This window comes from Sphingomonas sp. MM-1, assembly GCF_000347675.2.
Classification (GTDB): Bacteria; Pseudomonadota; Alphaproteobacteria; order Sphingomonadales; family Sphingomonadaceae; genus Sphingomonas_E; species Sphingomonas_E fennica.
The window spans coordinates 809,054-834,815 of sequence record NC_020561.1; the positions used below are offsets into that span (position 1 = coordinate 809,054).

Below are 25,762 nucleotides of genomic sequence, written 5' to 3' on the forward strand. Positions count from 1 at the left end.
CCGGCAGGAATGGTTCCGGATCGGGCGGCCCCTGCCCTCAGGCAAGCTGGAAGCGGACGGCGCGGCGGCGCATCGTGCCGCCGACAAGGCCGAAGCCCGCGATCATCATCGCCCAGCTCGCGGGTTCGGGAACCGCCGGGGTTTCGACGCGATCGATGGTGTCGACCACCAGGCCCGAAAGCTTGAAGCCATCGAACTTGGCGAAATCCTTGAAGCTGGCGCCGACGAACAGCAGGTTGCCGATCTCGTTCGCCAGGTTGATGTCGCGGGTGGAGGTGCGCGATCCGCCGGCATTCTCCTCGAACGGGCCGAACACGCTGGCTACGCTCGCCCAATTGGCGAAATCCACGTCGCTGGCGAAGGAAAGATCGATATTGCCGACGCCGATCGTCGCATCGCTGTCGGACGATCCGCCAACGCTGAACGGGGTGAAGGTCGCCTTCTGCACTTCCACCGCCTGATCGAACTGGAACACCAGGAAATCGAAGGTGCCCTGATTGTCGATGGTATGGCTGGTATCGTTCTTCGCGCTCGCGCCCAGCCCCTGCGGATAGGCGCCGAGATAGGCTTCGCTGATCGAATAGCTGTTGCCCGTCTTCTTGGCGGACCAGGCGCTCACCTTGACCTGAAGCGTCTCCGCGCCGTTGGTCGCGGTGAAGGTGCGGACGTTGCCGCGCTGGCCGTTGTCCGGCGTATTGCCCGTCAGGCCGAAGGTGAATTCGGCCGCGGAAGCCATGCCGGGCGCCGCCGCCATCAGCATCGCCGCCGCGGCCAGACCCAGTTTGCGCAAAATCATATATGCCCCTTTCGCTCGTTCCGGATGCCTTCCGGAAATTCGGCGAACGGGAAGCAGGGGCCGGGCCAGTTCCGCGCAAAACACGCAAAATGCGGGCACTCGATGGTTAATACGGCTCCGCCCGGCGGAGCCGGTGTCAGTTCAGCCGACAGGACCCGCCGTCACCAATAGGGTTTCGCGTCCCAATAGGAATACATCGGCGTCTCGCTTTCGCGGATGCGGTCGGTGTCGTCGAGGTCCAGGCTCGGCGCGTCCTCGATTTCCTGCCTGGTGATGCCCGTCACATAGCCGCGCCTGACGGCATCGTAGCGCAGCCGTTCCCACGGGATCGGGTAGACATGCCCGCCAATGCCCAGCAGGCCGCCGAAATGCAGGACGGCATAGGCCACCTGCCCGGTCGTCTTGTGGATCATCACCGAATGCACGGTGCCCAGCTTTTCGCCCTTGGGCGAGTAGACGGGCGTTCCTTCGACCCGCGCGGACGATATCAGCTCGTGCGCGCGCACATCGTCGGCCACCGCCGCCATCGCCAGGTCTGTCATCATCTGGTCTGTCATGGCCAGCCTCCTTCGGAAGCCCCCCGCCCATAACAGCGGCGACTCCCTGCCGGAGCCGCCCGGTCAGGCCATCGATTATGCACCCTCGCCCGCCCGATGGCCAGCGCCGCGCACGCGACGCCGGCCGCCGGAAAGGCATTTTCCGCTATGCCGGGTCGCGGCTAAAGGGCTGATTTCAGCCGCGGAAGGCGTCGTAGGTCCATTCCCAGGCGCCAAGCTCCGGCCCGTCCTGGAAATTGAACTCCTCACGGATATCCGACACCTGCCAGTCGAGATAATCCTCCCAGCGGATCATGAAGAACGGCTTCTTCTGCTTGGCGCCGACGGCATAGCCACGGGCAAGGCCCTCCAGCAGCGTCGGCAGCACATCGGGATAATGCAGGCCGGCGCGGCTGATCGATGTCGCCGTCAGGATGGATCCATAGGCGTTCAGCTCATGCACCAGATCGCCCTGGAAATAATTGGAATTGGCGACCGTATTGGCCGCGATCAGCGCGATCTCGCCCACCGGGCTGGGATCGAGGCCCGTCACCATATGCTCGATATCGTGATTCTGGACGCGGCGCTTCACCAGGAAGTCGAAATCGTTCTTCGGCTCGTCCTTGTACATGAAGTCGATCGCCAGGCCGCTCTTGACGATGAAATCGTGGATCAGCGCGCCAAGGGTGCCGGGCGCCCGGCCTTCCACCAGCTCCGCCGTGAAGTTGGAGATGTAGCGTTCGTCCAGCCAGGCGGCGAATTCGGGGATGCGCGCCTTCTCCGCTTCGAGCGCCGCGAACACCCTGGCATAGTCCGTGACCTCGCCGAAGGCGCGGCTCAGCTCGGGGATCAGATAGGCGGCCGGCAGATCGTGGCCGTCGCGCTTGAGGCCGAACTGGGCATAGATATCGCGGAACAGCGGATTGTTGAGATATTTGGACGTGCTGATCAGCACGCTGGACTTGGCGGGCTCCGCCGCGCCCATGAGGTAGGAGGATTCTTCCTTGTTCAGCTCGATCGGCTTGTTCATCGCCCTCTCCTGATTTTTATCGTGTCAGCCCATGAAGCTCGGGTCGCGGACCTGCAGCACCGTCCAGGGGTGGCCGACGAGCGCGTCGGCGCTCGCCACGCCCGCCTTGGCCATCACGTCGGCCGCTTCCTCGGCATTGATATGCACCTTCGATCGGCCGCCATTGGCGAACATCAGCTCGATCACCAGCGCCGCCTCCCCGTCATGGGTGGAGGTGAGCTGGACGGATGCGATGCTGGGCACGGCGGTTCCCATCGATCCTGTCTCAGGCCGCGCGCGGCGGCTCCACGAAGATCACGTCCGATGGCGTCACCGCGCCGCCGCCGGGCCGGAAGGCGACGTAGAGGTTCCAGCTCTGCAGCATGCCCACCGCTTCCTCGGCCGGCGTGCCCGGCAGCTCGCGCGCGGCGATGCTGGCCCAATCGTCGCCGGGGACGGGCTGGATGAAGTTGCGGACGGGCGGGATATTGACGGTCTTGGCCATGTTTCTTGCTCCCCTCAGGCCGCCATCGGCACGATCGCGCCGGCCCGATCGCTGCTGTATCCGCCGTCGCGGCTATAGGCGCGGCGGCCGTTGACGAACACCTGCTCGATCCCCTCGGCGCGGCGGATGTAGCGGAAGCCCGGCGCCGGCAGGTCGTCGACCGCGATTTCCGGCCCGCGATCGATCGCTTCGGGATCGAAGATGACGAGATCGGCGGCATAGCCCGGCTTCACCAGGCCGCGATCCCTGATGCCCCACAGGCTGGCGACCTCATGGGTCAGCTTGTGCACCGCCTGCTCGACCGACAGGGTCTTGTGGCCGCGCACATATTGGCTGAACAGGAAGCCGGTGTCGCCATAGGTGGAGAAGTTGGTGACGTGCGCGCCGCCGTCGCCCGCGCCGATGCCGATCAGCGGCTCGGCCAGGAAATCGCCGATCTTGGCGGTGTTGTTGTGGCCCAGCGCCTCGAGGCCGTAGGAGGTCTGGAGGTCGTCCGCCAGCGCGATGTCGATGATCGCCTCGGCGATGTGGCAGCCGCGCGCCTTGGCGATGTCGCCGATGCGCTGGCCGGCCAGGTCCGCGCTGTTCGGCCCCGGCCGCTTCACGAAGGCATCGGCGAAATCGATCTGGAGGCCGATGGGCATCATGAAATTGTCCATCTCGCCCTTCAGCTTCTCGCGATGGGCGGGGTCGCGCAGCGCGGCGATCTTCTCCTCATGCGTCATCAGCGTCGTCGCCCACCAGGTCGGCAGGGTGGCGAAGGTCGACATCGGCGCCGTCAGGTCGAAGGAAAGGTCGATCGGCCGGGTCTGCATCTGCGGCACGACGCGCGCGCCATAGGCGGTCTGCAGCTTGATGCGGTCGAGCGCGATGCCGCACAGTTCCGGCGAGGCATTGCTGTCGAACAGCGGCGAGAAGGTCGTCGAGATATTATGCTTGCGCGAAAGATCGCCGAGGATGTCGATCCGGGCGCACAGCAGGTCCGCATCCCAGAATTCGGGGACGATCTGCAGGATCGCGCCATATTCGCCGAGCACGGCGCACAGCGCGTCCAGTTCCTTCGGCTCGGCCAGGCGGGCCGGCACCGGCCGGTTTTCATGATCGATATCGACCCACGATCCGCTCAGGCCCACGGCGCCCGCCTCCAGGCATTCGCGCAGGGCCTGCTGCATGTCGGCGATCTCGCCGTCGGTGGCGGCACGCTCGCGCGCGGCCTCGCCCATCACCCACAGGCGGATCAGGCTGTGGCCGACGAGCGGCGCGACGTTGATGCCCAGCTGGCCGCGGATCGCCTCGACATATTCGCCGAACGTCTCCCAGCTCCAGGTGAGGCCGGCGTCGAAGGCGTTCTTCGGCATCTCCTCGATCTTGCGGAAGGTGGCGCCCAGAAGCTCGCGATGCTCGGCGCGGAGCGGCGCGAGGCTGAGCGAGCAATTGCCCGGCACGATCGTCGTCACGCCATGCTCCAGCGCAGGCTGGGCAAAGCCGTCCCACACCAGCTGGGCGTCGTAATGGGTGTGCGGATCGATGAAGCCGGGCGACACCACCAGGCCCCTGGCGTCGATCGTCTCGACGGCATCGCCGCCGACATCGCCGACCGCGACGATGCGACCGCCGCGCACGCCCACGTCACCGTGGAAGCTGGGACCGCCGGAACCGTCGCAGATACGCGCATTCCGGATGATGAGATCGAGCGACATTGCGGCTTCCTCTGCCTTGAGACGACGAATCACCGGCGCGGTCTCGGGGCCGCGCTCGGTCGTTCCGTCGATTACGATACAGTTTGCATCTTATTTGGCAAGGGGAGTCCGCATGCCCTCCGGCAGCACCGTCAGGCGGCGGTCCACCCCCCGTCGATCGAAAGGTTGGCACCGGTGACCTGAGCCGCGCCATCGGTGCAGAGATAGACGGCCAGCGCCGCCACCTGCTCCGCCGTCACGAACTGCTTGGTCGGCTGCCCCGCCAGCAGCACATCGTTCATCACCTGCTCGCGCGTCATGTTCCGCGCCTTCATCGTATCGGGAATCTGCTTCTCGACCAGCGGCGTCCAAACATAGCCGGGGCTGATGCAATTCGCCGTCACGCCCGTTGTCGCGGCTTCCAGCGCCACCGTCTTGGTAAGGCCGGCGAGGCCATGCTTGGCGGCGACATAGGCCGCCTTGAACGGCGAGGCGACGAGCGAGTGGGCCGACGCGGTGTTGATGATCCGCCCCCATTTGCGCGCCTTCATGCCCGGCAGCGCGGCGCGGATGGTGTGGAAGGCGGAGCTGAGGTTGATCCCGATGATCGCATCCCATTTTTCCGGCGGGAATTCCTCGATCGGGGCGACATGCTGCACGCCCGCATTGTTGATGAGGATATCGACGCCGCCGAAGGTCCGGGCGGCCTCCTCCACCATCGCGACGATCTCCTCGGGCCTCGTCATGTCGGCCGCCGAATAAGCGGCCCCCGCCCCGCTCGCGGCGGCCAGCGCCTGCCGCTCCTGCTCGATCGCGCCGGCATCGCCGAAGCCGTTGATAACGACATTGGCCCCTTCGGCCGCCAGCGCCTTGGCATAAGCGAGACCGATACCCGAGGTCGATCCGGTGACGAGCGCGGTCTTGCCCTTCAGGAACATGGCGAAAACTCCGTTTTGGTTCAGCGGTTGAGAAGATCGAAGGCGGCGGTTTTCCCGTCGACGATGTTGCGGGCGACGAGCGCGGACCGGGTCATGGTCTCCGCCACGGCGGCCTCGCCGGCCGCCCAATGCTCGTTCATCGTCCGGGCCGAGAATTCATAGTCGCGCGCGCCGCCCTCCCAGGCGTTGGCGCGGTAGATGAGCTGGACGACATTGACCGAATATTCCCGCGCCATCTCCGCCAGCGCCGCCACGTCGGGATCGTCCGCCATCGCATCGGGCAGCTTGGCCAGCACCTTCCGGATGGCCTCCCTCTCGCGCCGCAGGCGGAGGCGCTCGTTCGATACCTGGCGGGTGCGGCTGGAGAATCGGATCTCCTTCTCCCGCGCGATAACGTCCATGATGGTGTGCGGAAAGGCCGATGCGGCGGGGAACAGGTCCACCTGGAAAACCAGCATGTCCGCATCCTGCGTATCGAGCACATAGCCGAGCGGCGTGTTCGATACGATGCCGCCGTCCCAATACCAGCGGCCATCTATCTCCACCGGCGGCAGGCCGGGCGGCAGCGCGCCCGATGCCATGATGTGGCGGGCGTCGATCCGCCGCGCGCGCGGCCCGCAACTGTCGAAATATTCGAAATTGCCGCTTTCGATATCGACCGCGCCGACCGACAGCCGCACCGGCCCTTCGTTCAGCAGATCCCAGTCCACCAGCGAATCGAGCGTCTGCCGAAGCGGGCTGCCGTCGTAGAAGCTGAGCGCCTGCGGCGTTCCCGGCTCGGCGAACATCGGCGGCATGACGCGCGGCGTGAAGAAACCCGGAACGCCGAAGGTGGCGACATGCGCGGCGGACCATTCGTGGATGAACTCGCGCACATTATCGTCCGGCCAGATCGGAAAGCTGGGCAGCCAGGCGCTTACGCCTTCCCAGAAGGCGCGCAGCCGCTCCACCCGCCGTTCCGGCGGATTGCCGGCGATGATCGCGGCATTGACGGCGCCGATCGAGATGCCGGCCACGCGATCCACCTCGATCCCCGCCGCCGCCAGCGCCTGATAGACACCCGCCTGATAGGAGCCCAGCGCACCGCCGCCCTGCAGCACCAGCGCCACCTCGTCCGGCAGCGGCATGGTCCCGCCCTTGGCGGCCCTGGCGGGTTCGGCATCGGCCATGGCGGCAATCTGCGCCCGATATTGCGGTGCGGCAAGGCAGAAGATTGCAACCCGCCGCATCGGCGCGCATGGTCGCCCGGCAATCTGCGGGGAGACCGACCTTGCGCCTGGACGACGAAAGCGAAAGCAGCAACATCGAAAGCCAGCGCGGCATGGGCGGCGGCGGCTTCCAGCTCGGCGGGATGGGCGGCGGCGGCGCGATGGGGCTGATCTTCAGCCTTGTGGCGAGCCGCTTCGGCATCGTCGGGATCATCGGCATCGTCGTGGTGATGATGCTGCTCGGCGGCAACCCGCTTTCCATGCTGGGTGGCGGTTCCGGCAGCGCCCCGGCCGTCCAGCCCGCCGCGACCGGCCAGGCCGCGATCCGCGACGAGACCGATCGCAAGGTCGCCAAGATATTGGGATCGACCGAGCGGGTGTGGGGCGAGCTGTTCCGCCGCGCGGGCCAGACCTATCAGGACCCGACCCTCGTCTTCTACGACCGCAACGGCATGTCGGGCTGCGGCGCCGCCCAATCCGCGATGGGGCCGTTCTATTGCCCCGCCGATCACAAGATCTACCTGGACACCACCTTCTTCGACGAGCTTGCCACCCGCTTCGGCGCGCCGGGCGATTTCGGCATGGCCTATGTGATCGCGCATGAGGTGGGCCATCATGTGCAGACGCTGACCGGCATTTCGGACAAGGTGCGCGCGGCCCAGCAGCGGGCCGGCCAGGCCGGCGCCAACGCGCTGCAGGTGAAGATGGAGCTTCAGGCCGACTGCTATGCCGGCGTGTGGGCGACGAACGACCGCAACCTGCTCGAGCCCGGCGATGTCGAGGTCGGCATGCGCGCCGCGCAGGCGATCGGCGACGATACGCTGCAGAAGGCGGCCGGCCAGCGCCCCGTGCCCGAAAGCTTCACCCACGGCACGTCGGCCCAGCGCATGGAATGGCTGCAACGCGGCCTGCAGACGGGCGATCCCGCCCAGTGCGACACCTTCGCCAGCTAGATTATCGCGCCGATCATCCCGCAAACGGGAAGAAACCGGCGGCGGTTCGGCCAGGCGAGAGAGGCATCACCCTGTAGTCGCTCATGTGCGACTCCGGGACCCATCGTGCGGCAAGCCGATGTCGGTGCAAGCGGGGGCAGGAAGGCGCCCGACCTTCCGAATATTCGGATCGCGGCCGGATCTAGAGCGCGCGCCCCGCGATACGGGCGATTTCGCGCTGGACGACGCCTTCGACCAGTTCGGGCAGCCGCGCGTCCAGCCATTCCTTCAGCATCGGGCGCAGCATCTCGCGCACGAGGCCCTCGAGCGTCTGCTCCTCGCCCGCCGGCTTGATCACGCTGGACGAAAGCGCCGCAAAGGCATGGCGGCTCGCCTCCGCCGTCGCGGTGGAAATCAGCTCGGGCTCGGTGCGGGCGCCCATATCCGTTTCAGCAGCCATCGCCGCCTCTCCCGTCGATATGCTCTTTCCCGTCGCCGGCGCGGCGGCGGCGTCCTTCGCGGCCGCGGCCGGCACCACATCGGCAGCCGGATCGACGGCAGCGTTTCCGGCTTCGGCGGGCACGGCCTCCACCGCGACTTCCTCGGTCAGTTCCAGAACCTCGTCCGCCGGGCGTTTCGCCTGGCGCCCCTTGATCGCGCGAATCATCGAAGCCGGAATCGGCACCTCCGCATCGGCCTGCGTCGCCTGGCCACGGCCGCCGCGCGTGCGCGGGGCGTTCATGGCCGCCGCGCTGTCATCGGCGATGATGCGCTTGATGGAAGCCAGTATCTCCTCCATCGACGGGTCGTTGCGGATATCAGCCATCCGCTTTTTATTGCCTAGTTCGACGGCGGAGTCACGGGGGCTTGGGCCGCCGGATCCATCGCCGGATCGACGGTCCGTGTCGCCTGGGCGACGGGTTTCGGATCGTTCGACCAATCCCAGGCCTTGTTCCGGACGCGGTTGTAATTTGTGACCGGATCGTAGAGCGGACCGCCATCGAGGTTCAGGTCGCGCATCTCGGCCCGGCCCATGGCGTTGAGCAGCGCGAAGCCCGCGACATAGGCGTCGCGCCGGGCGGTGACGAGCAGCACCTCGCTGTTGAGCAGTTCCTGCTCGGCATTCAGCACATCGAGCACGTTGCGCGTGCCGACCGTGTTTTCCGCCCGGGTGCCCTCCAGCGCCAGCCGGTTGGCGGCCACCGCCTGTTCGGCCGAACCGATCGTCTCGATCGCGGCCTGATAGCTGGCGAAGGCGGATCGCGTATCGGCGATCACCAGCCGCTCCACCTCGATCACGCGCTCCAGCGCCTGGCTTTCCTGCGCCTGCGCCTGGCGGACGCGCGCGCCCACGCCGCCGCCCTGGTAAAGCGGCATGCGCGCCCGCACGCCGACGAAGCTGTCCGTCCAGGCATCCTTGGGATTGAGCCCGGCGGCGGAGCCCGTCGCCTTGTCCAGCGTGCCGAGATAATCGGTGTAGCTGACGCCGGACACGGCATCCAATGTCGGCATGCGGCCGGCCCTGGCGGTGCGGACGTCATAGCCGGCGGCCTTGGCGCTTTCCTCGCTCGCCTGCAGATTGGCGTTGTTTTCAAGCGCCACCCGCACCGAATCGTCCGGCGTCTTGGGCAGTTCCGGCAGCGGCGGCGGCGGCTCGAGCGTGCCGGGGAACACGCCGACGAGGCGGCGGTAATTTTCGCGGCTGGCGGTCAGCTGCCCTTCGGCGACCGTCAGCCGGCTGCGCGCGTCCGACAGGCGCGCCTCGGACTGGGCGACGTCCGTGCGGGTGAGGTCGCCCACCTCGAAGCGATCGCGGCTCGCCTGCAAATTGGTTTCGAGCACGCGGACCTGGTTGCGGTTCAGCTCGACGATCGAGGTGTCGCGGATCACGTCCATATAAGCGGCGACCGCCTCGCTGAAGATCGCCCCTTCCGTCGCCAGCAGGTCCGCCCGGCCGGCGAGGACGCGCGCGTCGGCCGACCGGATCGAATTCTTCACCCGCCCGCCCGCATAGAGCGAATAGCTGGCGGATGCGCCCGCCGTCACCGAACGGCCATTATCGCGAAACGCGCTCAGGCCGCGATAATTCTGGGTGAAATCGGCACTGCCGGCCACCTGCGGGCGCGCGTCCGCCTTGGCGATCGGCACGCCTTCGTCCAGCGCGCGCTGCTGGGCGCGCGCGCCGGTCATCGTCGGGTTGGTCCGATAGGTCTGGATCAGGGCGTCGCGCAGCGTATCCGCCGAAGCCGCATTCGCAACCATGGTCCCGGCGAGCGCCGCACCGCACATCAACCAGAAACGCATGAGCAACCGATCCCCCCAATCCGCTTATGTCAGAATTTGAAAACAGCCGGCTTCGCAAAGCCCGGCAAGGGCGCCGCCTCGGCATCCGCAAAGGCCACGAGGCCGAAGGCGCCACCCACCTTGCGGCCGACCGAAAGGCGGCTGACGCCGCGTTCCACGACGGCGGCGGCCAACCGGCCTTCCTCGCCAAGCTGATCGACCAGCGCCTGTGGCAGCGTCTCGATCGCGCCGTCCACCAGGATCAGGTCATAAGGCGCGCCCTGCGCCCATCCGGCCGCCAGCGGCCCCTGCACCAGCTCGACATTCGCGGGCAGGCCGGCGGAGCGGGCAGCCGTCACCAGCGCCACATCCTCCTCCAGGGCCACGACATGCGCCACGAGGCCGGACAGCAGCGCCGCGACATAGCCGGTGGCCGATCCGACGATCAGCGCGCGATCGGTGGCGCGCGGCTGGGCCTCGGTCAGCAGCCGCCCGGTCGCCATCGGCGAATTCAGCGAACGCCCGCCGCCCAGCGGCACCAGCGTATCGACATAGGCGACCTCGGCCCGATTTGCGGGAACGAACGCCTCCCGCGGAACGGCGCGCATCGCGTCGACCACGCGCACGTCGTTGACGGCGGTGGTGCGGAGCTGGTTCGAAACCATCGCTTCGCGCATCGATTCAAAATTCTGCTCGGTCACTTCTGCCTCGTCGCACAACTGTCTTACGCATGCAATACACTAAAGACGACAAGCGCTTCTAGCCTGCCCCTTTTGTGTCGCCAAGCGGCTTACGGCCCATGTTCGGCAGACATGCAACCATCTTCGACAAAAATTTTCCACCCGGAAGGCGCGAGGACGGGCGATCGGCGGCGGGGCGACGGGCTGGACAGGCCAGCGCCAGCCTTTATGGCCGTCAGGCATGTTCGCGAGCGCCGCCGATTTCTCCGCCGCCCTTTCCGCCTTGCCGCTTCCCGATTCCGGCGCGCGATCCGCCGCCGCCGCGCGGCAGGCGCAGCTTACCAAACCGCCGGGCTCGCTGGGTCGGCTGGAAGATCTGGCGATCCTGATCGCCGGCTGGCAGGGGCGCGAGCGGCCGGAGATAGCGCGCGCGCGCGTCGCGGTCTTCGCGGGCAACCATGGGGTTGCGGCGCGCGGGGTGAGCGCGTTTCCGGCGTCCGTCACCGCGCAGATGGTGGAGAATTTCGCGCGCGGCGGGGCGGCGATCAACGCCTTGTCCGCCGCGGCCGCCGCCGAGCTCGTCGTGGTGCCGATCGATCTCGACCGGCCGACCGCCGATTTCACCATGGCGGCGGCGATGACGGAGGCGGAATGCCTCGCCGCGCTGAATGCCGGCGCGGCCGTGGTGGAGGACGGGATCGACCTGCTGGCGGTGGGGGAGATGGGCATCGCCAACTCCACCGCCGCCGCCGCGCTCTGCGCCGCCAGCTTCGGCGGCGAGGCCGTGGATTGGGCCGGACCCGGCACCGGCGTCGACGCGGCCGGCCTTGCCCGGAAGGCCGCCGTGATCGATGCGGCGCTGGCGTTCCATCGCGGCGCCCCCGCCTCTCCGTTCGAGACGCTGCGCCGGCTGGGTGGACGGGAACTGTCCGCGATCGCGGGCGCGGTGGTGGCCGCGCGGCTGGCGCGGGTGCCGGTGGTGATGGACGGCTTCATCGCCACCGCCGCCATCGCGCCCATCGCCGCGAGCCAGCCGGCCATCGTCGATCATGTCATCGCCGGGCATGTTTCGGCTGAGCCCGGCCACCGGCGCCTGCTCGACCGGATCGGCCTCTCTCCCCTCCTCTCGCTCGACATGCGGCTGGGGGAAGGCAGCGGCGCGGCGGTGGCGATCAACATCATCCGCTCCGCGCTTGCCGCCCATGGCGGAATGGCGACCTTCGCCGAAGCCGGGATCGGCGGCGGGTGACGGGCTTCCTGCTCCATCTGCTGCGCCACGGCGCGCCGGCCCTGCCCGGCCGGCTGCTGGGCCGCACCGACTGCGCGGCGACGCCCGAAGGCATCGCCGCCTGCCGGGAACAGGTGGAGGGGCTGCCGTTCGACCGGCTGGTCAGTTCCGATCTGGTCCGGTGCCGCGATACGGCGATGGCGATCGATCGCGGCGCGATCGTCGATCCGCGCTGGCGGGAACTGGATTTTGGGGATTGGGATGGCCTGACCACCGCGGAGATCGATCCCGCGGCGATGGCGGCATTCTGGGCGGACCCCGATCGCGATCCGCCGCCGGGGGGCGAAAGCTGGTCGGCACTGGTGGCGCGCGTGGCGGCAGCGATCGGGGCGCTCGATCCCGTCGACACGCTGGTCGTCACCCATGGCGGGGCGATGCGGGCTGCGGTTTCCTGTTTGTGCGGGTTCGACCAGCGGCAGACATGGGCGCTGGACCTTCCTTACGCGGCGCTGCTTTCGATCCGCATATGGCCGGGCGAGCGGCCGCAGGGCCAGATCGTGGGGCTTTGCTGATGTTGCGCGGGCCGATCATCGCCATCCAGTTCCTGACGCGCATCCCGACGCCGCAGGTCCGGGATTTCGACCCTGCCGAGATGGCGGCCGCGATCCGCTGGTTTCCCGCCGTGGGCCTGCTGGTGGGCGCGATCGTGGTGGGCGCCTGGTGGCTGGGGGCACGGATCGACCCCTGGGCCGCCGGCCTCGCCGGCCTCGTCGCCTGGGTGCTGGTGACGGGCGCGCTCCACCTCGACGGGCTGGGCGACCTTGCCGACGCGCTGGGCGCGAGCCACCGCGATCCCGAACGGCTGCTGGCGGTGATGAAGGACCCGCATGTCGGCAGCTTCGGCGCGATCGCGCTGATCCTGCAATGCGCGGCGAAGCTGGTGCTGCTGGCATTGCTCGCCAGCCGGATCGGGCCGTGGCCGCTGCTGCTGGTGCCGGCGCTGGCGCGGATCGGCCCGCTCGCCTGGACCCGCTGGCTGCCCCCGCTGGGCAGCGGCCTGGCCGAGCGATTCGCCTGGGCGGTGCGCCCGGCGGACATCCTGATCTGGTCGATCGCGGCGCTGGCCGCCTTCGCCCTGTTCCCGCCGCTGGCGATGGCGCTGCCGCTGGTGGCCGGCTGGGGCCTGTGGCTGCGCTGGCGGCTGGGCGGCGCCAGCGGCGACTGCCACGGCGCGGGGATAGAGCTGGTCGAAACCGGTTTGCTCGCCGCCCTGCTGGTGGCGGCGGGATGAGGCGGCGCGAGGTCGGGCGCCGATCCCGATACCCTTCTCCAACCTCGTTACCCCTCAACCTCGTCATTCCCGCGCAGGCGGGAATCCATTGTGTCGGGAGCTATCGGCTCAATCGGGCCAGCCGCATCCATGGATTAGCTACGCTGGCCTAGGGCTCCCGCCTGCGCGGGAATGACGAGAGATTGAAGGATAAGGACGACAGGGAGCCAGCACCCGGCCGGCTCCCTGCCCGCCTCGTCAGATGTGGATCGGCAGCCCCTGCACCGCCATCGCCGCTTCCTTGAGCGCCTCGGGGTGGGTCGGGTGCGCGTGGCAGGTGTAGGCGATATCTTCGGACGTGGCGCCGAATTCCATCGCCTGCGCCGCCTGCGCGATCATCGTGCCGGCGACCGACGCGACGATCCACACGCCGAGCACGCGATCGCTCTTGGCGTCCGCGATCACCTTCACGAAGCCGGCCGTGTCGTCGATCGTCTTGGCGCGGCTGTTGGCGAGCATCGGGAACTTGCCGACCTTCACCTCGCCGCGTTCCTTCGCCTGTTCCTCGGTGAGGCCGACGCCGGCGATTTCCGGGCTGGTGTAGACGACCGAGGGAATCACGTCATGGTTCACGATGCCGGTGAGGCCCGCGATATTCTCGGCCACGGCAATGCCTTCATCCTCGGCCTTGTGCGCGAGCATCGGGCCGGGGACGACATCGCCGATCGCCCAGATGCCGGGAACGGCGGTGGCGAAATCATGGTCGATATCGATCTGGCCGCGCTGGTTGACGGCAAGCCCCGCCTTGTCGAGCGCCAGCCCATCGGTGTTGGGACGGCGGCCGATGGCGACCAGGACGACGTCCGCCTCGATCGTCTGCGCTTCGCCGCCCGCGGCGGGCTCCACCGTCAGCACGGCGCCGTCGCCCTTGCGCTCGACCTTGGTGACCTTGGTCGAGGTCTTGATGTCGAAGCCCTGCTTCTTGAACAGCTTGGCGGCTTCCTTGCGGACTTCGCCATCCATGCCCGGCAGGATCTGGTCGAGATATTCGACGACGGTGACCTGCGCGCCGAGGCGGCGCCACACCGATCCCAGTTCCAGGCCGATCACGCCGCCGCCGATGACGACCATGTGGCCCGGCACCTTGGCCAGTTCCAGCGCGCCGGTGGAATCGACGATCACCTCGTTATCGACCGTGACGCCCGGCAGCGGGGTGACGGACGAGCCGGTGGCGATGACGATGTTCTTCGCCCGGTAGGTCTTGCCGGCGACTTCCACCGTATCCTTGCCGGTGAAGGCGGCGCGGCCCTTCAGCCATTCCACCTTGTTCTTCTTGAACAGGAATTCGATGCCGCCGGTCAGGCCCTTCACGGCCTTCAGCCGCTGGCCGTGCATGGCATCGAGATCGAGGCTGGCGCCGTCGATCTTCACGCCGAACTTGGCGAGCGCGCCCGAATGGGCTTCCTCATAGAGGTGCGAGGAGTGGAGCAGCGCCTTGGAGGGGATGCAGCCGACGTTGAGGCAGGTGCCGCCCAGCGTTTCGCGGCTTTCCGCGCAGGCCGTCTTCAGGCCGAGCTGCGCGGCGCGGATCGCGGCGACATAGCCGCCCGGGCCGGAACCGATGACGAGAACGTCGAAATCATAATCGGACATTCGTTTTCTCCTCGTCACCCCCGCCGGAGCGGGGGTCCATATAGCCCAGAAAGGTGGCGATATGGATTCCCGCCTGCGCGGGAATGACGGTCAAAGGGGCAAGGATCAGAGGTCGATGAGGAGGCGGGTCGGATCCTCGATCGCTTCCTTGATGCGGACGAGGAAGGTGACCGCTTCGCGACCGTCGATCAGGCGGTGATCGTAGCTGAGCGCCAGATACATCATCGGGCGCGCGACGATCTGGCCGTCGCGGACGACCGGGCGTTCCTCGATGCGGTGCAGGCCCAGCACCGCCGACTGCGGCGGGTTGATGATCGGGCTGGACAGGAGCGATCCGAACACGCCGCCGTTGGAGATGGTGAAGGTGCCGCCCTTCATCTCCTCCATCTTCAGCGTGCCGTCCTTGGCGCGCCGGCCGAAATCGGCGATCGTCTTCTCGATGCCGGCGAAGCTCAGCTTGTCGGCATCGCGCACCACCGGCACGACCAGGCCCTGCGGGGCCGAGACCGCGACCGAGATATCGACATAATCGCGATAGACGATCTCATCGCCCTCGATCGAGGCGTTGACCGCCGGCACGTCGCGCGCCGCCAGCACCGCCGCCTTGGCGAAGAAGCTCATGAAGCCGAGGCGGATGCCGTGCTTCTTCTCGAACAGGTCCTTGTAGCGGTTGCGCGCATCGATAACGGCCGTCATGTCGACGTCGTTATAGGTGGTGAGCATCGCGGCGGTGTTCTGCGCGTCCTTGAGGCGGGCGGCGACCGTCTTGCGCAGGCGCGTCATGCGCACGCGCTCTTCCTTGCGCTCGCCGGAAACGGCGAAGCTGGCGGCCGGGGCCGAGACGGCGGGCGCGGGCGCCGCAGCGGCGGGCGCCGCCGCCGGCTTCTGCGTCTTGGCGGCGAGAAGCACGTCGTCCTTCGTCAGGCGGCCGTCCTTGCCGGTGCCCTTGATCTTCGAAGGATCGAGCCCGTATTCGAGCACCACGCGGCGAACGGCGGGCGACAGCGTCTTGGGATCGCCGTCATCCTCCTCGACCGGCGCGGAGGCCGGCTCCGCCGGGGCGGCGGCCTCGGCCTGGCCTACGGCGTTGCGATCGGCCACGGCCGGGGTGGCCGCGGTCGAGGCGGCGGCGCCTTCGTTGATGATCGCGATCACGGCATCGACGAGGACGGTATCGCCCTCGGCCACCACCTGCTCGCCCATCACGCCATCGACCGGCGAATTGACTTCCACCGCAACCTTATCGGTTTCGAGGCTGGCGATCGGCTCATCGGCCTTCACCGCCTCGCCCGGCGCCTTCAGCCACTGGCCGAGCGTCGCTTCGGTGATGGATTCGCCCAGCGTGGGCACCTTGACTTCGGTCGCCATGTCTCAGTTTGCCTTCACTTCATGGCCAAGCGCTTCCGCAACGAGCGCCGCCTGCTGTTCCACATGCTTGCGTGCGAGGCCGGTGGCCGTCGCCGCGGATGCCTTGCGGCCCGCGTAGATCGCGCGGGCCGGGCCGACGCCCGCTTCCTTCAGACACTCCTCCAGGATCGGTTCGACGAAGAACCATGCCCCGTTATTCTTGGGTTCTTCCTGGGCCCACACCACCGTTTCGAGATTGGGCATCCGCGCCAGCCGCTTGACGAGCGCCTCGGCCGGGAACGGATAGATCTGCTCGATCCGGATGATCGTGGTGTTCTTGTCGCCCGCGGCGTCGCGCGCCTCGGCGAGGTCGTAGAAGACCTTGCCCGAGCAGAGCACGACGCGCTTCACATCCTGGTCCGCCGGTGCGTTCGGATCGGAAAGGATGCGCTTGAAGTGGCTGTCGCCCATGAACTCGTCGATCGTCGACACCGCCGCCTTGTGGCGGAGCAGCGACTTCGGCGTCATGATGATCAGCGGCTTGCGGAAATTGCGGTGCATCTGCCGGCGCAGCACGTGGAAGTAATTGGCCGGCGTCGTGATGTTGCACACCTGCATATTATCTTCCGCGCAAAGCTGCAGATAGCGTTCCAGGCGGGCGGAGCTGTGCTCCGGCCCCTGCCCTTCATAGCCGTGCGGCAGCAGCATGACGAGGCCGTTGGCGCGCAGCCACTTCGCCTCGCCCGCGGCGATGAACTGGTCGATCATCACCTGCGCGCCATTGGCGAAATCGCCGAACTGCGCTTCCCACAGCACCAGCGTGTTGGGCGCGGTGGAGGCATAGCCATATTCGAAGCCGAGCACGCCGAACTCGCTCAGCGGGCTGTCCAGCACCTGGAAGCGGCGGTCGAGCGTGGAGAGCGGGACATATTTGTGCCCGTCCTTCTGGTCCGTCCAGGCCGCATGGCGCTGGCTGAAGGTGCCGCGGCCCGAATCCTGGCCCGACAGGCGGACCGGATAGCCTTCTACCAGCAGCGAACCGAAGGCCAGCGCCTCGCCGGTCGCCCAGTCGAAGCCTTCACCCGTCTCGAACATCGCCTTCTTGGCATCGAGGATGCGGTTCAACGTCTTGTGGATGTTGAAGCCTTCCGGGACGGTCGTCAGCACGCCGGCCACGCGGTCCAGTGTCTCGCGGCTGATGCCGGTATTGGCGGCGCGGCGCTCGGTGATCGCCTCGCGCGGGGCGGCGAAGCCGCTCCAGTCGCCCTCGAACCAGTCCGCCTTGTTGACGCGGAAGCCCTTGGCGGCATCGAACTCGCCCTCGAGCATCTTGACGAATTCCTCGACCTGGCTGTCGAGCCAGGCCTGATCGATCACGCCTTCCGCCTTCAGCCGGGCGGCGTAGAGCTCGGACACCGGCGGATGCTTGCGGATCGCATCATACATCAACGGCTGGGTGAAGCCGGGCTCGTCGCTCTCATTGTGGCCGAAGCGGCGATAGCACCACATGTCGATCACCACGTCGCGCTTGAAGGCGACGCGGAATTCCGTGGCCAGCTTGCAGGCGAAGGTGACGGCTTCGGGATCGTCGCCGTTCACATGGATGATCGGCGCCTGCACCATCTTCGCGATATCCGACGGATAGGGCGAGGAGCGCGCGAATTGCGGGCTGGTGGTGAAGCCGACCTGGTTGTTGATGACGAAATGGATCGTGCCGCCGGTATTATAGCCGGCGAGGCCCGAAAAGCCGAAGCATTCCATGATGATGCCCTGGCCCGCAAAGGCAGCGTCGCCATGGAGCAGGATCGGCACCACCTTGCCGCGCTCGAGATCGTCGAGCTTGGTCTGCTTGGCGCGCGCCTTGCCCAGCACCACGGGATCGACCGCCTCGAGGTGCGAGGGGTTGGGCGCGAGGCTCAGGTGGACGAGATTGCCGTCGAACTCGCGGTCGGTGGAGGTGCCGAGGTGATATTTCACGTCGCCCGATCCGCCGACATCCTCCGGATTAGCGGAACCGCCGGCGAATTCGCTGAAGATGGCGCGATAGGGCTTTTCCATCACGTTCGCGAGAACGTTCAGGCGGCCGCGATGGGCCATGCCGATCACCACCTCGCGCACGCCGCCGGCGCCGCTATATTTGATGACGCTTTCCAGCGCCGGCACCATGGATTCGCCGCCGTCGAGGCCGAAGCGCTTGGTGCCGACATATTTGCGGCCCAGGAACTTCTCCCACTGCTCGGCGTGGATCACCTTGGAAAGGATGGCCTTCTTGCCCAGCTCGGTGAACTGGATCTCCTTGTCGCGGCCTTCCATCCGCTCCTGCAGGAAGCGGCGCTCCTCGATGTCGGAGATGTGCATATATTCGAGGCCGACATGGCCGCAATAATTGCGCTGGAGGATCGCCACGACCTCGCGGATCGTGCCGCGCTCCAGCCCCAGCGTGCCGCCGAGGTAGATCGGACGATCGAGGTCCGCGCCGAAGAAGCCGTGGAATTCCGGCGTCAGATCGGCGGGCAGATCGCGCTTGGAAAGGCCCAGCGGATCGAGATCGGCGCCCAGATGGCCGCGCACCCGATAGGAGCGGATCAGCATCACCGCGCGGATCGAGTCGGAGGCGGCGGCAACGATATCCTCGGACGAGATGGACGGCTTGGCCGGGGCGGATGCGGCCGGAACGGGGGCGCCGCCCTTGGCGGGCTTGGGCGGCAGGGCCGACTGGGTGGGGTCGAGGCCGGCGGTCAGCGCATCGGTATCGGTGGGGGGCCAGTTCGATCGCGCCCAGGAGGGGGAAGAAACCGTCGCCGCCAAGCCTTCGAAATATGTCCGCCAGCTCGGTTCGACCGATGCCGGATCGGCCTCGAAGCGCCGGTACAGCGCCTCCACGAAGGAAGGACTAACTCCCTCCAACTCGTCGAAACCCAGACCCTCGATACCCATTTTGCCGTCCTTGCGCGGATGCCGCGCCTTGGTTTGCACGCACCGGCGCCGAACGCACCGGCCAGTGGCTTTTACACGATGCCGGCAGCGGATGCGCCGACTTGTTCACAGTATTTAGGACGGAAAGCAGTCCCGCCAAACCGCTTCCCGCCCCACTTTATTGTCCAGCACCTTTCGCCTCCCTTTCCCACGGGGAGGCGGAAGATCGCCCGCTTCAGCCCTTCAGGACCTCCACCAGCGTCGTGCCCAGCTCCGACGGGCTGGCCGCGACGCGGATGCCCGCCGCTTCCATCGCCGCGATCTTGTCCTCGGCGCCGCCTTGGCCGCCGGAGACGATCGCGCCGGCATGGCCCATGCGGCGGCCCGGAGGCGCCGTGCGGCCGGCGATGAAGCCGACCATCGGCTTCTTGCGGCCCTTCTTAGCCTCATCCCGCAGGAATTGCGCGGCTTCTTCCTCGGCCGAACCGCCAATTTCCCCGATCATGATGATCGATTTCGTCGCTTCATCGGCCAGGAACAGCTCGAGCACGTCGATGAAGTTGGTGCCGTTCACCGGATCGCCGCCGATACCGACAGCGGTGGTCTGGCCGAGACCGGCGTTGGAGGTCTGGAACACGGCTTCATAGGTAAGCGTGCCGGAGCGCGAGACAACACCCACCGAACCCTGGCGGAAGATCGAGCCGGGCATGATGCCGATCTTGCATTCGTTCGGGGTGAGAACGCCGGGGCAGTTCGGGCCGATCAGGCGCGACTTGGAACCCTGGAGCGCACGCTTCACGCGCACCATGTCCAGCACCGGAATGCCCTCGGTGATGCAGACGATCAGCGGCACTTCCGCGTCGATCGCCTCCAGGATCGAATCCGCGGCGAAGGGCGGCGGAACGTAGATCACGCTGGCATCGGCGCCGGTGGCGGCGACGGCTTCGTGAACCGTGTCATAATTGGGCAGGCCGAGATGGGTGGTGCCGCCCTTGCCGGGGGTGACGCCCGCCACCATCTGCGTGCCATAGGCCAGCGCCTGTTCCGTATGGAAGCTGCCGGTGTTGCCGGTCATCCCCTGGGTGATGACCTTGGTGTTCTTGTTGACGAGAATCGACATCGGTTTTGTTCGCCCTTTGCTGGGGAAGCGGAAAGATTAAGCGAGGCTCGGATCGATGCCCTTGCAGGCGACCAGCAGTTCCTTGACCGCATCGACGGAGACCTGGAGGTTGGCCTTCGCCTCGTCATCGAGCTTGATCTCGACGATCTGCTCGACGCCGCCGGCGCCGATCACCACCGGCACGCCGACATAGAGGCCGTCCACGCCGTACTTGCCTTCGACATAGGCGGCACAGGGCAGCAGGCGCTTCTGATCGTTCAGATAGGCTTCGGCCATCGCGATGCCGCTGGTGGCCGGCGCATAATAAGCCGATCCGGTCTTGAGCAGGCCGACGATCTCGCCGCCGCCCGAGCGGGTGCGCTGCACGATCGCGTCGATGCGCTCCTTGGTGGAACGGCCCTGCTCGATCAGGTCGGGGATCGGGATGCCCGCGACGGTGGAATATTCGACCACCGGCACCATGGTGTCGCCATGGCCGCCGAGCACGAAGCTGTTCACGTCGCGGACGGAGACCTGGAATTCCTCGGCAAGGAAGTGGCTGAAGCGCGCCGAATCGAGCACGCCGGCCATGCCGACCACCTTGTTGTGCGGCAGGCCGGAGAATTCGCGCAGCGCCCACACCATCGCGTCGAGCGGGTTGGTGATGCAGATCACGAACGCATCCGGCGCATTGGCCTTGATGCCCTCGCCCACGGCCTTCATGACCTTGAGGTTGATGCCCAGCAGGTCATCGCGGCTCATGCCCGGCTTGCGGGCGACGCCGGCGGTGACGATGATGACATCCGCGCCCGCGATATCGGCATAGTCGTTCGTGCCGGTGATCTTCGCGTCGAAACCCTCGATGGGACCGCACTGGCTGAGATCGAGCGCCTTGCCCTGGGGAACGCCCTCGACGACGTCGAACAGGACGATGTCGCCCAGTTCCTTGATCGCCGCGAGATGAGCGAGCGTGCCGCCGATATTGCCTGCGCCGATAAGCGCGATCTTCTTCCTGGACATGCGCGTGCCTTCAAGGGTTCGAGTTGGCTTAGGAAGGCGGCCGCGGCGAGCGTCCGCCCGTGAAACGGCGTCCGCTTAGACCCATGGGACGCACGGGGCAACCGCCCGCGGCGCCATTCGGGACAGTTTTTGTTGCGGCTGCTGCCATCACCGCTTTCCATTGATGTCGTCCGGCCCGATCCGGGACCATATTAGGGCAACAGGAAACGATGGCTCACCGATCGTTTCCATACTTCGCATCGAGGCGACGCTTCACCCGCCATTGAGGACAAGAAATGTCCTTGCCCGGCTGGGCCGCCATGTCCCGCCTTTCCCTTCAGGTGGCGGGAAAGGATGGCAGGGGCGCCTCAGGCGTCGATCGCTTCCTCGTCGAACTGGGCGGCATTGGCCTGGATGAAGGCGAAGCGGTGCTCGGGATTCTTGCCCATCAGCCGGTCGACCAGATCGCGCACGCTCTGCCGCTCTTCATATTCCTGCGGCAGGACGACGCGGATCAGGCTGCGCTTCGCCGGGTCCATCGTCGTTTCGCGAAGCTGCTGGGGGTTCATCTCGCCCAGGCCCTTGAAGCGGCTGACCTCGACCTTCTTGCCCTTGAACTCGGTCGCCTCCAGCTCGGCGCGGTGCGCATCGTCGCGGGCGTAGGCGCTCTTGGCGCCGGCCACGATCCGGTAGAGCGGGGGCTGGGCGAGATAGAGATGCCCGCGCCGCACGACTTCCGGCATTTCCTGGAAGAAGAAGGTCATCAGCAGCGTGGCGATATGGGCGCCGTCGACGTCGGCGTCGCTCATCACGACGATGCGCTCGTAGCGCAGCAGATCGGGATTGCACTTGTCGCGCACGCCGCAGCCCAGCGCCTGGATGAGATCGGCGATTTCCTGATTGGCGAGGATCTTGGCGGACGAGGCCGAGGCCACGTTCAATATCTTGCCCCGGATCGGCAGGATCGCCTGCGTCTTGCGATCGCGCGCCTGCTTGGCCGATCCGCCGGCCGAATCGCCTTCGACGATGAACAATTCGGTGCCGGCGGGATCGTCGTTCGCGCAATCGGTGAGCTTGCCCGGCAGGCGCAGCTTGCGCCCGGCCGTCGCCGTCTTGCGCTTGACCTCGCGTTCGGCCTTGCGGCGCAGGCGTTCGTCCATCCGATCCAGCACGAAGGCGAGCAGCGCCTTGCCGCGTTCCATATTGTCCGCGAGGAAATGATCGAAATGGTCGCGGATCGCCTTCTCCACGAGGCCGGCGGCCTCGGGGCTGGTCAGCCGGTCCTTCGTCTGGCTCTGGAACTGCGGATCGCGGATGAAGACGGAGAGCATCAGCTCCGATCCGGTCATCACGTCGTCCGCCGTCAGGTCCTTCGCCTTCTTCTGGCCGACCAGTTCGGCGAAGGCGCGCATCCCCTTCACCAGCCCGGCGCGCAGGCCGTTTTCATGGGTGCCGCCATCGGGCGTGGGAATGGTGTTGCAATAATAGGAATAGCTGCCTTCGGACCAGAGCGGCCAGGCGACCGCCCATTCCACCGATCCTTGCGCGTTCGGGAAATCCTGCTTGCCCGAAAAGAAATTCGCGGTCGCGCACTCGCGGCCGGCAATCTGTTCCTGCAAGTGATCGGCCAGCCCGCCGGGGAACTGGAAGACGGCCTCGGCCGGCGTATCGTCCCCGATCAGCGAGGGATCGCAGCGCCAGCGTATCTCGACCCCGGCATAGAGATAGGCCTTGGACCGGGCGAGCCGATAGAGCCGGCCGGGCCGGAAATGGGCGGCCGGGCCGAATATCTCCGGGTCCGGCGTGAAGGACACGCTGGTGCCGCGCCGGTTGGGGGCGGCGCCCACGGTTTCCAGCTTCGAGGTCGGATGCCCCTTGGAGAAGGTCTGGCGGAAAAGCTCCCGATTGCGGGCGACCTCGATCACCGTATCCACCGACAGCGCGTTGACGACGCTGACGCCCACGCCGTGCAGGCCGCCCGAGGTGGCATAGGCCTTGTCGCTGAACTTGCCGCCGGAATGGAGCGTGGTGAGGATCACCTCCAGCGCCGACTTGCCCGGGAATTTCGGATGCGGATCGACCGGGATGCCCCGGCCGTTATCGGCGATGGTGATGCGGTTGCCGGCCGCCAGCGTCACCTCGATCCGCGTCGCATGGCCGGCGACGGCCTCGTCCATCGCATTGTCCAGCACCTCGGCGGCGAGGTGATGGAAGGCGCGCTCGTCCGTGCCGCCGATATACATGCCGGGGCGGCGGCGAACCGGCTCCAGCCCTTCCAGCACCTCGATCGCCGAGGCATCGTAATTTCCGGAGCTGGTGGAGGGAGTGGAAGCGAAGAGATCGTCAGCCATGGCGGAACGTATAGGGGGTGGATTCGCCGGCCGCCAGCCCCCCGCGCATGGCGGGGAGCGACACCACCCCCTTATGCCTCACTTCTTCCCCAGCGCCGTCAGGGCCGCCGTCACCATCGCTTCGGTTGCGGTGGAGATGGTGATGTCGGGATCGGGCGCCCAGAAGGGGCTGTGGATCGAGGGGAGCTTGGTTACGTCGCCGCCGGCCTTGTCCCAGCTCGCCTTCGATACGCCGCCCACCCAGAAGAGCAGCGACTGGATATTATCCTTGTCCGCCAGGTAGAACTGGCTGAAATCCTCGCCCCCCATCTGCGCGCGGAGCAGGCGGACGCGATCCTTGCCGAAACGATCGGCGAAGGCGGTGGTGATGGTGTTGGTGAGCGGCTGGGTGTTGAAGGTGGCGGGCGTGATGCCGTCCTTCAGCGCCATCACCGGCATGCGATCCTCCGGCATGCCGGCGGCGATCGCCTCGCCTTTGGCGATGCGGATGATGCCGTCCAGCAGGGTCTTGCGCACTTCCGGCGTGTAGCTGCGGACCGTGAGCTGCAGCTTCACCTCATCCGGGATGATGTTGTGCTTGGTGCCGCCGATGAAGCTGCCGACCGTGACCACGCCCGATTCCAGCGGATCGATCTCCCGCGAGACCAGCGTCTGCAGCGCGGTGACGATGCGGGCGGCCAGCACGATCGGGTCCTTGGCAAGCTGGGGATAGGCGCCGTGGCCGCCGATGCCCTTCACCGTCAGGTCGACGGTATCGACATTGGCCATCGTATAGCCGTCGGCATAGCCGATCACGCCGGCCGGCAGCGCGGCCGAATCGTGGAAGGCGATGACGGTGGAGGGCTTGGGAAAGCGGGTATAGAGCCCGTCGTCCAGCATCGCCTTGGCGCCGGAGCCGATCTCCTCCGCCGGCTGGCCGACCATGACGAGCGTGCCGGACCACTGATCCTTCATCGCCGCCATCCGCCGGGCGGTGGCGATCCAGGCCGTCATGTGCGTATCGTGGCCGCAGGCGTGCATCACGCCGGTTTCCGCGCCCTCGCGGGTGAGCGCCTTCACCTTGCTGGCATAGGGCACGCCCGTCTGCTCGACGAGGGGAAGCGCGTCCATATCGGCGCGGAGCAGCACGACCGGGCCGGGGCCGTTCTTCATCACCGCGACGACGCCCGTCTTGCCGACGCCGGTCGTCACCTCGAAGCCGGCCTTCTTCGCCTCGGCCGCGAGCTTCGCCGCGCTCTTCACCTCCTGGAAGCTCAGTTCCGGATTGGCGTGCAGATCGCGATAGATGGTGAGCAGCGACGGCATGTCCGCGCGCACCGCATCGGACAGCGTGTCGGCCGCCGCGGGGGTGGAAAGAAGGCCGATCAGGGCCAGGGCGGGCAGCGCTTTCTTCATGGCGACTCCGAAAATTCAGTATCCGGCGGTTTTTCTGGCAGGAAGGTTATCCGAGGGAAAGGGATTCAATCTTGCGCCACAGTCGGTTATGGCCGCCCGGACCGTAGCGGAGGACGCCCGTGACCGACAGTGAAGCCCTTGCCCGCATCGCCGCCGCGCTGGAACGGATCGCGCCGCCGCCGCCGCCCGATGGCGATCCCGCCGCGCATCCGGCCTATGTGTGGCACATGGGGGCGCTGCAGCCGACCCGCGCGTTCCGGCCGATCGCGCTCGACCTGCTGACCGGGATCGACCCACAGAAGACCGCGCTGATCGAGAACAGCCGCCGGCTGGCGCACGGCCATGCCGCGCACGACGTGCTGCTGTGGGGATCGCGCGGGGCGGGCAAATCCGCGCTGGTGAAGGCGAGCGTCGGCACCCTCCAGCAGGAAGGGCTGGATATCGCGCTGATCGAGGTCGCGGGCGACGCGATCGGCACCCTGCCGCGCCTGTTCGCCCGCATCGCGGACGTGCCGCGCGCCTATGTGCTGTTCATCGACGATCTGGGCTTCGAGGAAGGGAGCGACGCGCCCCGCATCCTGCGATCGCTGCTGGAAGGCGGCGCGGAGGCGCGGCCGGCCAATGCGCGGCTCTACGTCACCTCCAACCGCCGCCACATCGTCCACCGCGACATGCGGGAGCAGGACAGCCCGATCAACCCGCGCGACGTGGTGGACGATCGCATGGCGCTGGCCGACCGCTTCGGCCTCAGCCTGGGCTTCCATGTGTGCGACCAGGATACCTATGTCGCGATGGTTTCAGGCTATGCGGCGAAGCTGGGGCTGACATTCGAACCGCAGGACGCCATCGCCTGGGCGACGCAGCGCGGCGGCCGATCGGGCCGCATCGCCTGGCAATATGTGGTGGAGTTGGCCGGTCGGGCGGGGAAATCGGTTTAA

Annotated in this window: 23 protein-coding genes; 5 read left to right on the top strand and 18 right to left on the bottom strand. The window is 67.2% G+C overall.

All coding sequences use genetic code 11. From position 1 onward, the window contains the following. Nucleotides 1-37: 37 nt before the first annotated feature. The 8 genes from G432_RS24020 to G432_RS03935 all read right to left on the bottom strand — a co-directional run bounded on the left by G432_RS24020 (nt 38) and on the right by G432_RS03935 (nt 6,632). A complete protein-coding gene (locus G432_RS24020; protein WP_015457516.1) occupies nt 38-796 on the bottom strand; it encodes a PEPxxWA-CTERM sorting domain-containing protein in 759 nt (252 codons plus the stop codon). 161 nt (nt 797-957) lie between these two features. Then, complete coding sequence (locus G432_RS03905; protein ID WP_015457517.1) at nt 958-1,353, bottom strand: PRC-barrel domain-containing protein; 396 nt, start codon at nt 1,351-1,353, stop codon at nt 958-960. 175 nt (nt 1,354-1,528) lie between these two features. Beyond that, entirely contained in the window at nt 1,529-2,362 is an 834-nt protein-coding gene (locus tag G432_RS03910; protein ID WP_015457518.1) for a Coq4 family protein, read from the bottom strand. A gap of 24 nt (nt 2,363-2,386) precedes the next feature. Beyond that, nucleotides 2,387-2,605: a hypothetical protein gene (locus G432_RS03915; protein ID WP_236626848.1), complete on the bottom strand. Its 219-nt coding sequence runs from the start codon at nt 2,603-2,605 to the stop codon at nt 2,387-2,389. A gap of 22 nt (nt 2,606-2,627) precedes the next feature. Next, nucleotides 2,628-2,846, bottom strand: coding sequence for a hypothetical protein (locus tag G432_RS03920; RefSeq protein ID WP_015457520.1), 219 nt, complete (start codon nt 2,844-2,846; stop codon nt 2,628-2,630). 14 nt (nt 2,847-2,860) lie between these two features. Next, entirely contained in the window at nt 2,861-4,546 is a 1,686-nt protein-coding gene (locus G432_RS03925) for an N-acyl-D-amino-acid deacylase family protein (RefSeq protein ID WP_015457521.1), read from the bottom strand. Between the two features lie 131 nt (nt 4,547-4,677). Continuing rightward, nucleotides 4,678-5,463: a 3-hydroxybutyrate dehydrogenase gene (locus G432_RS03930; RefSeq protein WP_015457522.1), complete on the bottom strand. Its 786-nt coding sequence runs from the start codon at nt 5,461-5,463 to the stop codon at nt 4,678-4,680. 20 nt (nt 5,464-5,483) lie between these two features. Further along, the gene (locus G432_RS03935; protein ID WP_015457523.1) at nt 5,484-6,632 is read right to left on the bottom strand and encodes a patatin-like phospholipase family protein; all 1,149 of its coding nucleotides are present in this window, start codon (nt 6,630-6,632) and stop codon (nt 5,484-5,486) included. A 101-nt stretch (nt 6,633-6,733) separates the two neighbouring features. Between G432_RS03935 and ypfJ the strand changes: the two genes are divergently transcribed. Further along, nucleotides 6,734-7,624 (top strand): KPN_02809 family neutral zinc metallopeptidase, encoded by an 891-nt coding sequence (gene ypfJ, locus G432_RS03940; protein ID WP_015457524.1) that lies wholly within the window; start codon nt 6,734-6,736, stop codon nt 7,622-7,624. Between the two features lie 181 nt (nt 7,625-7,805). On the opposite strand, the gene G432_RS03945 is transcribed toward ypfJ, so the two are convergent. Genes G432_RS03945 through G432_RS03955 form a run of 3 tightly spaced genes read right to left on the bottom strand, consistent with a single transcriptional unit; the run spans nt 7,806 to nt 10,605 of the window. Beyond that, nucleotides 7,806-8,429 carry a DUF2497 domain-containing protein gene (locus G432_RS03945; RefSeq protein ID WP_015457525.1) on the bottom strand — a complete coding sequence of 208 codons (624 nt, stop codon included), beginning with the start codon at nt 8,427-8,429 and terminating at the stop codon, nt 7,806-7,808. A 14-nt stretch (nt 8,430-8,443) separates the two neighbouring features. Continuing rightward, nucleotides 8,444-9,907 (bottom strand): TolC family outer membrane protein, encoded by a 1,464-nt coding sequence (locus G432_RS03950; RefSeq protein ID WP_015457526.1) that lies wholly within the window; start codon nt 9,905-9,907, stop codon nt 8,444-8,446. A gap of 29 nt (nt 9,908-9,936) precedes the next feature. After that, nucleotides 9,937-10,605 carry a protein-L-isoaspartate O-methyltransferase family protein gene (locus G432_RS03955; protein WP_015457527.1) on the bottom strand — a complete coding sequence of 223 codons (669 nt, stop codon included), beginning with the start codon at nt 10,603-10,605 and terminating at the stop codon, nt 9,937-9,939. A gap of 202 nt (nt 10,606-10,807) precedes the next feature. On the opposite strand from G432_RS03955, the gene cobT reads away from it, so the two are divergent. The 3 genes from cobT to cobS are packed head-to-tail and all read left to right on the top strand — an operon-like array spanning nt 10,808 to nt 13,085. Further along, nucleotides 10,808-11,815, top strand: coding sequence for a nicotinate-nucleotide--dimethylbenzimidazole phosphoribosyltransferase (cobT, locus tag G432_RS03960; RefSeq protein WP_015457528.1), 1,008 nt, complete (start codon nt 10,808-10,810; stop codon nt 11,813-11,815). Beyond that, entirely contained in the window at nt 11,812-12,366 is a 555-nt protein-coding gene (locus G432_RS03965) for a histidine phosphatase family protein (protein WP_015457529.1), read from the top strand. Before cobT ends, G432_RS03965 begins: the two co-directional genes overlap by 4 nt. A 2-nt stretch (nt 12,367-12,368) precedes the next feature. Next, nucleotides 12,369-13,085, top strand: a complete 717-nt coding sequence (gene cobS / locus G432_RS03970) for an adenosylcobinamide-GDP ribazoletransferase (protein ID WP_041865136.1) — start codon at nt 12,369-12,371, stop codon at nt 13,083-13,085. A gap of 237 nt (nt 13,086-13,322) precedes the next feature. Here the strand turns inward: cobS and lpdA are convergent, their stop codons facing one another. From lpdA to G432_RS04005, 7 genes are all read right to left on the bottom strand, one after another. Next, nucleotides 13,323-14,717 (bottom strand): dihydrolipoyl dehydrogenase, encoded by a 1,395-nt coding sequence (gene lpdA / locus G432_RS03975; RefSeq protein WP_015457531.1) that lies wholly within the window; start codon nt 14,715-14,717, stop codon nt 13,323-13,325. Nucleotides 14,718-14,822: 105 nt separating this feature from the next. Next, complete coding sequence (gene odhB / locus G432_RS03980; protein ID WP_015457532.1) at nt 14,823-16,085, bottom strand: 2-oxoglutarate dehydrogenase complex dihydrolipoyllysine-residue succinyltransferase; 1,263 nt, start codon at nt 16,083-16,085, stop codon at nt 14,823-14,825. 3 nt (nt 16,086-16,088) lie between these two features. After that, the gene (locus tag G432_RS03985) at nt 16,089-19,001 is read right to left on the bottom strand and encodes a 2-oxoglutarate dehydrogenase E1 component (protein WP_015457533.1); all 2,913 of its coding nucleotides are present in this window, start codon (nt 18,999-19,001) and stop codon (nt 16,089-16,091) included. Nucleotides 19,002-19,215: 214 nt separating this feature from the next. Beyond that, nucleotides 19,216-20,100, bottom strand: coding sequence for a succinate--CoA ligase subunit alpha (gene sucD, locus G432_RS03990; protein WP_015457534.1), 885 nt, complete (start codon nt 20,098-20,100; stop codon nt 19,216-19,218). Between the two features lie 36 nt (nt 20,101-20,136). Beyond that, the gene (mdh, locus tag G432_RS03995) at nt 20,137-21,099 is read right to left on the bottom strand and encodes a malate dehydrogenase (RefSeq protein WP_015457535.1); all 963 of its coding nucleotides are present in this window, start codon (nt 21,097-21,099) and stop codon (nt 20,137-20,139) included. Between the two features lie 347 nt (nt 21,100-21,446). Further along, nucleotides 21,447-23,429, bottom strand: a complete 1,983-nt coding sequence (gene parE, locus G432_RS04000) for a DNA topoisomerase IV subunit B (protein ID WP_015457536.1) — start codon at nt 23,427-23,429, stop codon at nt 21,447-21,449. 78 nt (nt 23,430-23,507) lie between these two features. Next, the gene (locus G432_RS04005; RefSeq protein ID WP_015457537.1) at nt 23,508-24,824 is read right to left on the bottom strand and encodes an amidohydrolase; all 1,317 of its coding nucleotides are present in this window, start codon (nt 24,822-24,824) and stop codon (nt 23,508-23,510) included. Between the two features lie 119 nt (nt 24,825-24,943). Between G432_RS04005 and G432_RS04010 the strand changes: the two genes are divergently transcribed. Beyond that, nucleotides 24,944-25,762, top strand: a complete 819-nt coding sequence (locus G432_RS04010; RefSeq protein WP_015457538.1) for an ATP-binding protein — start codon at nt 24,944-24,946, stop codon at nt 25,760-25,762.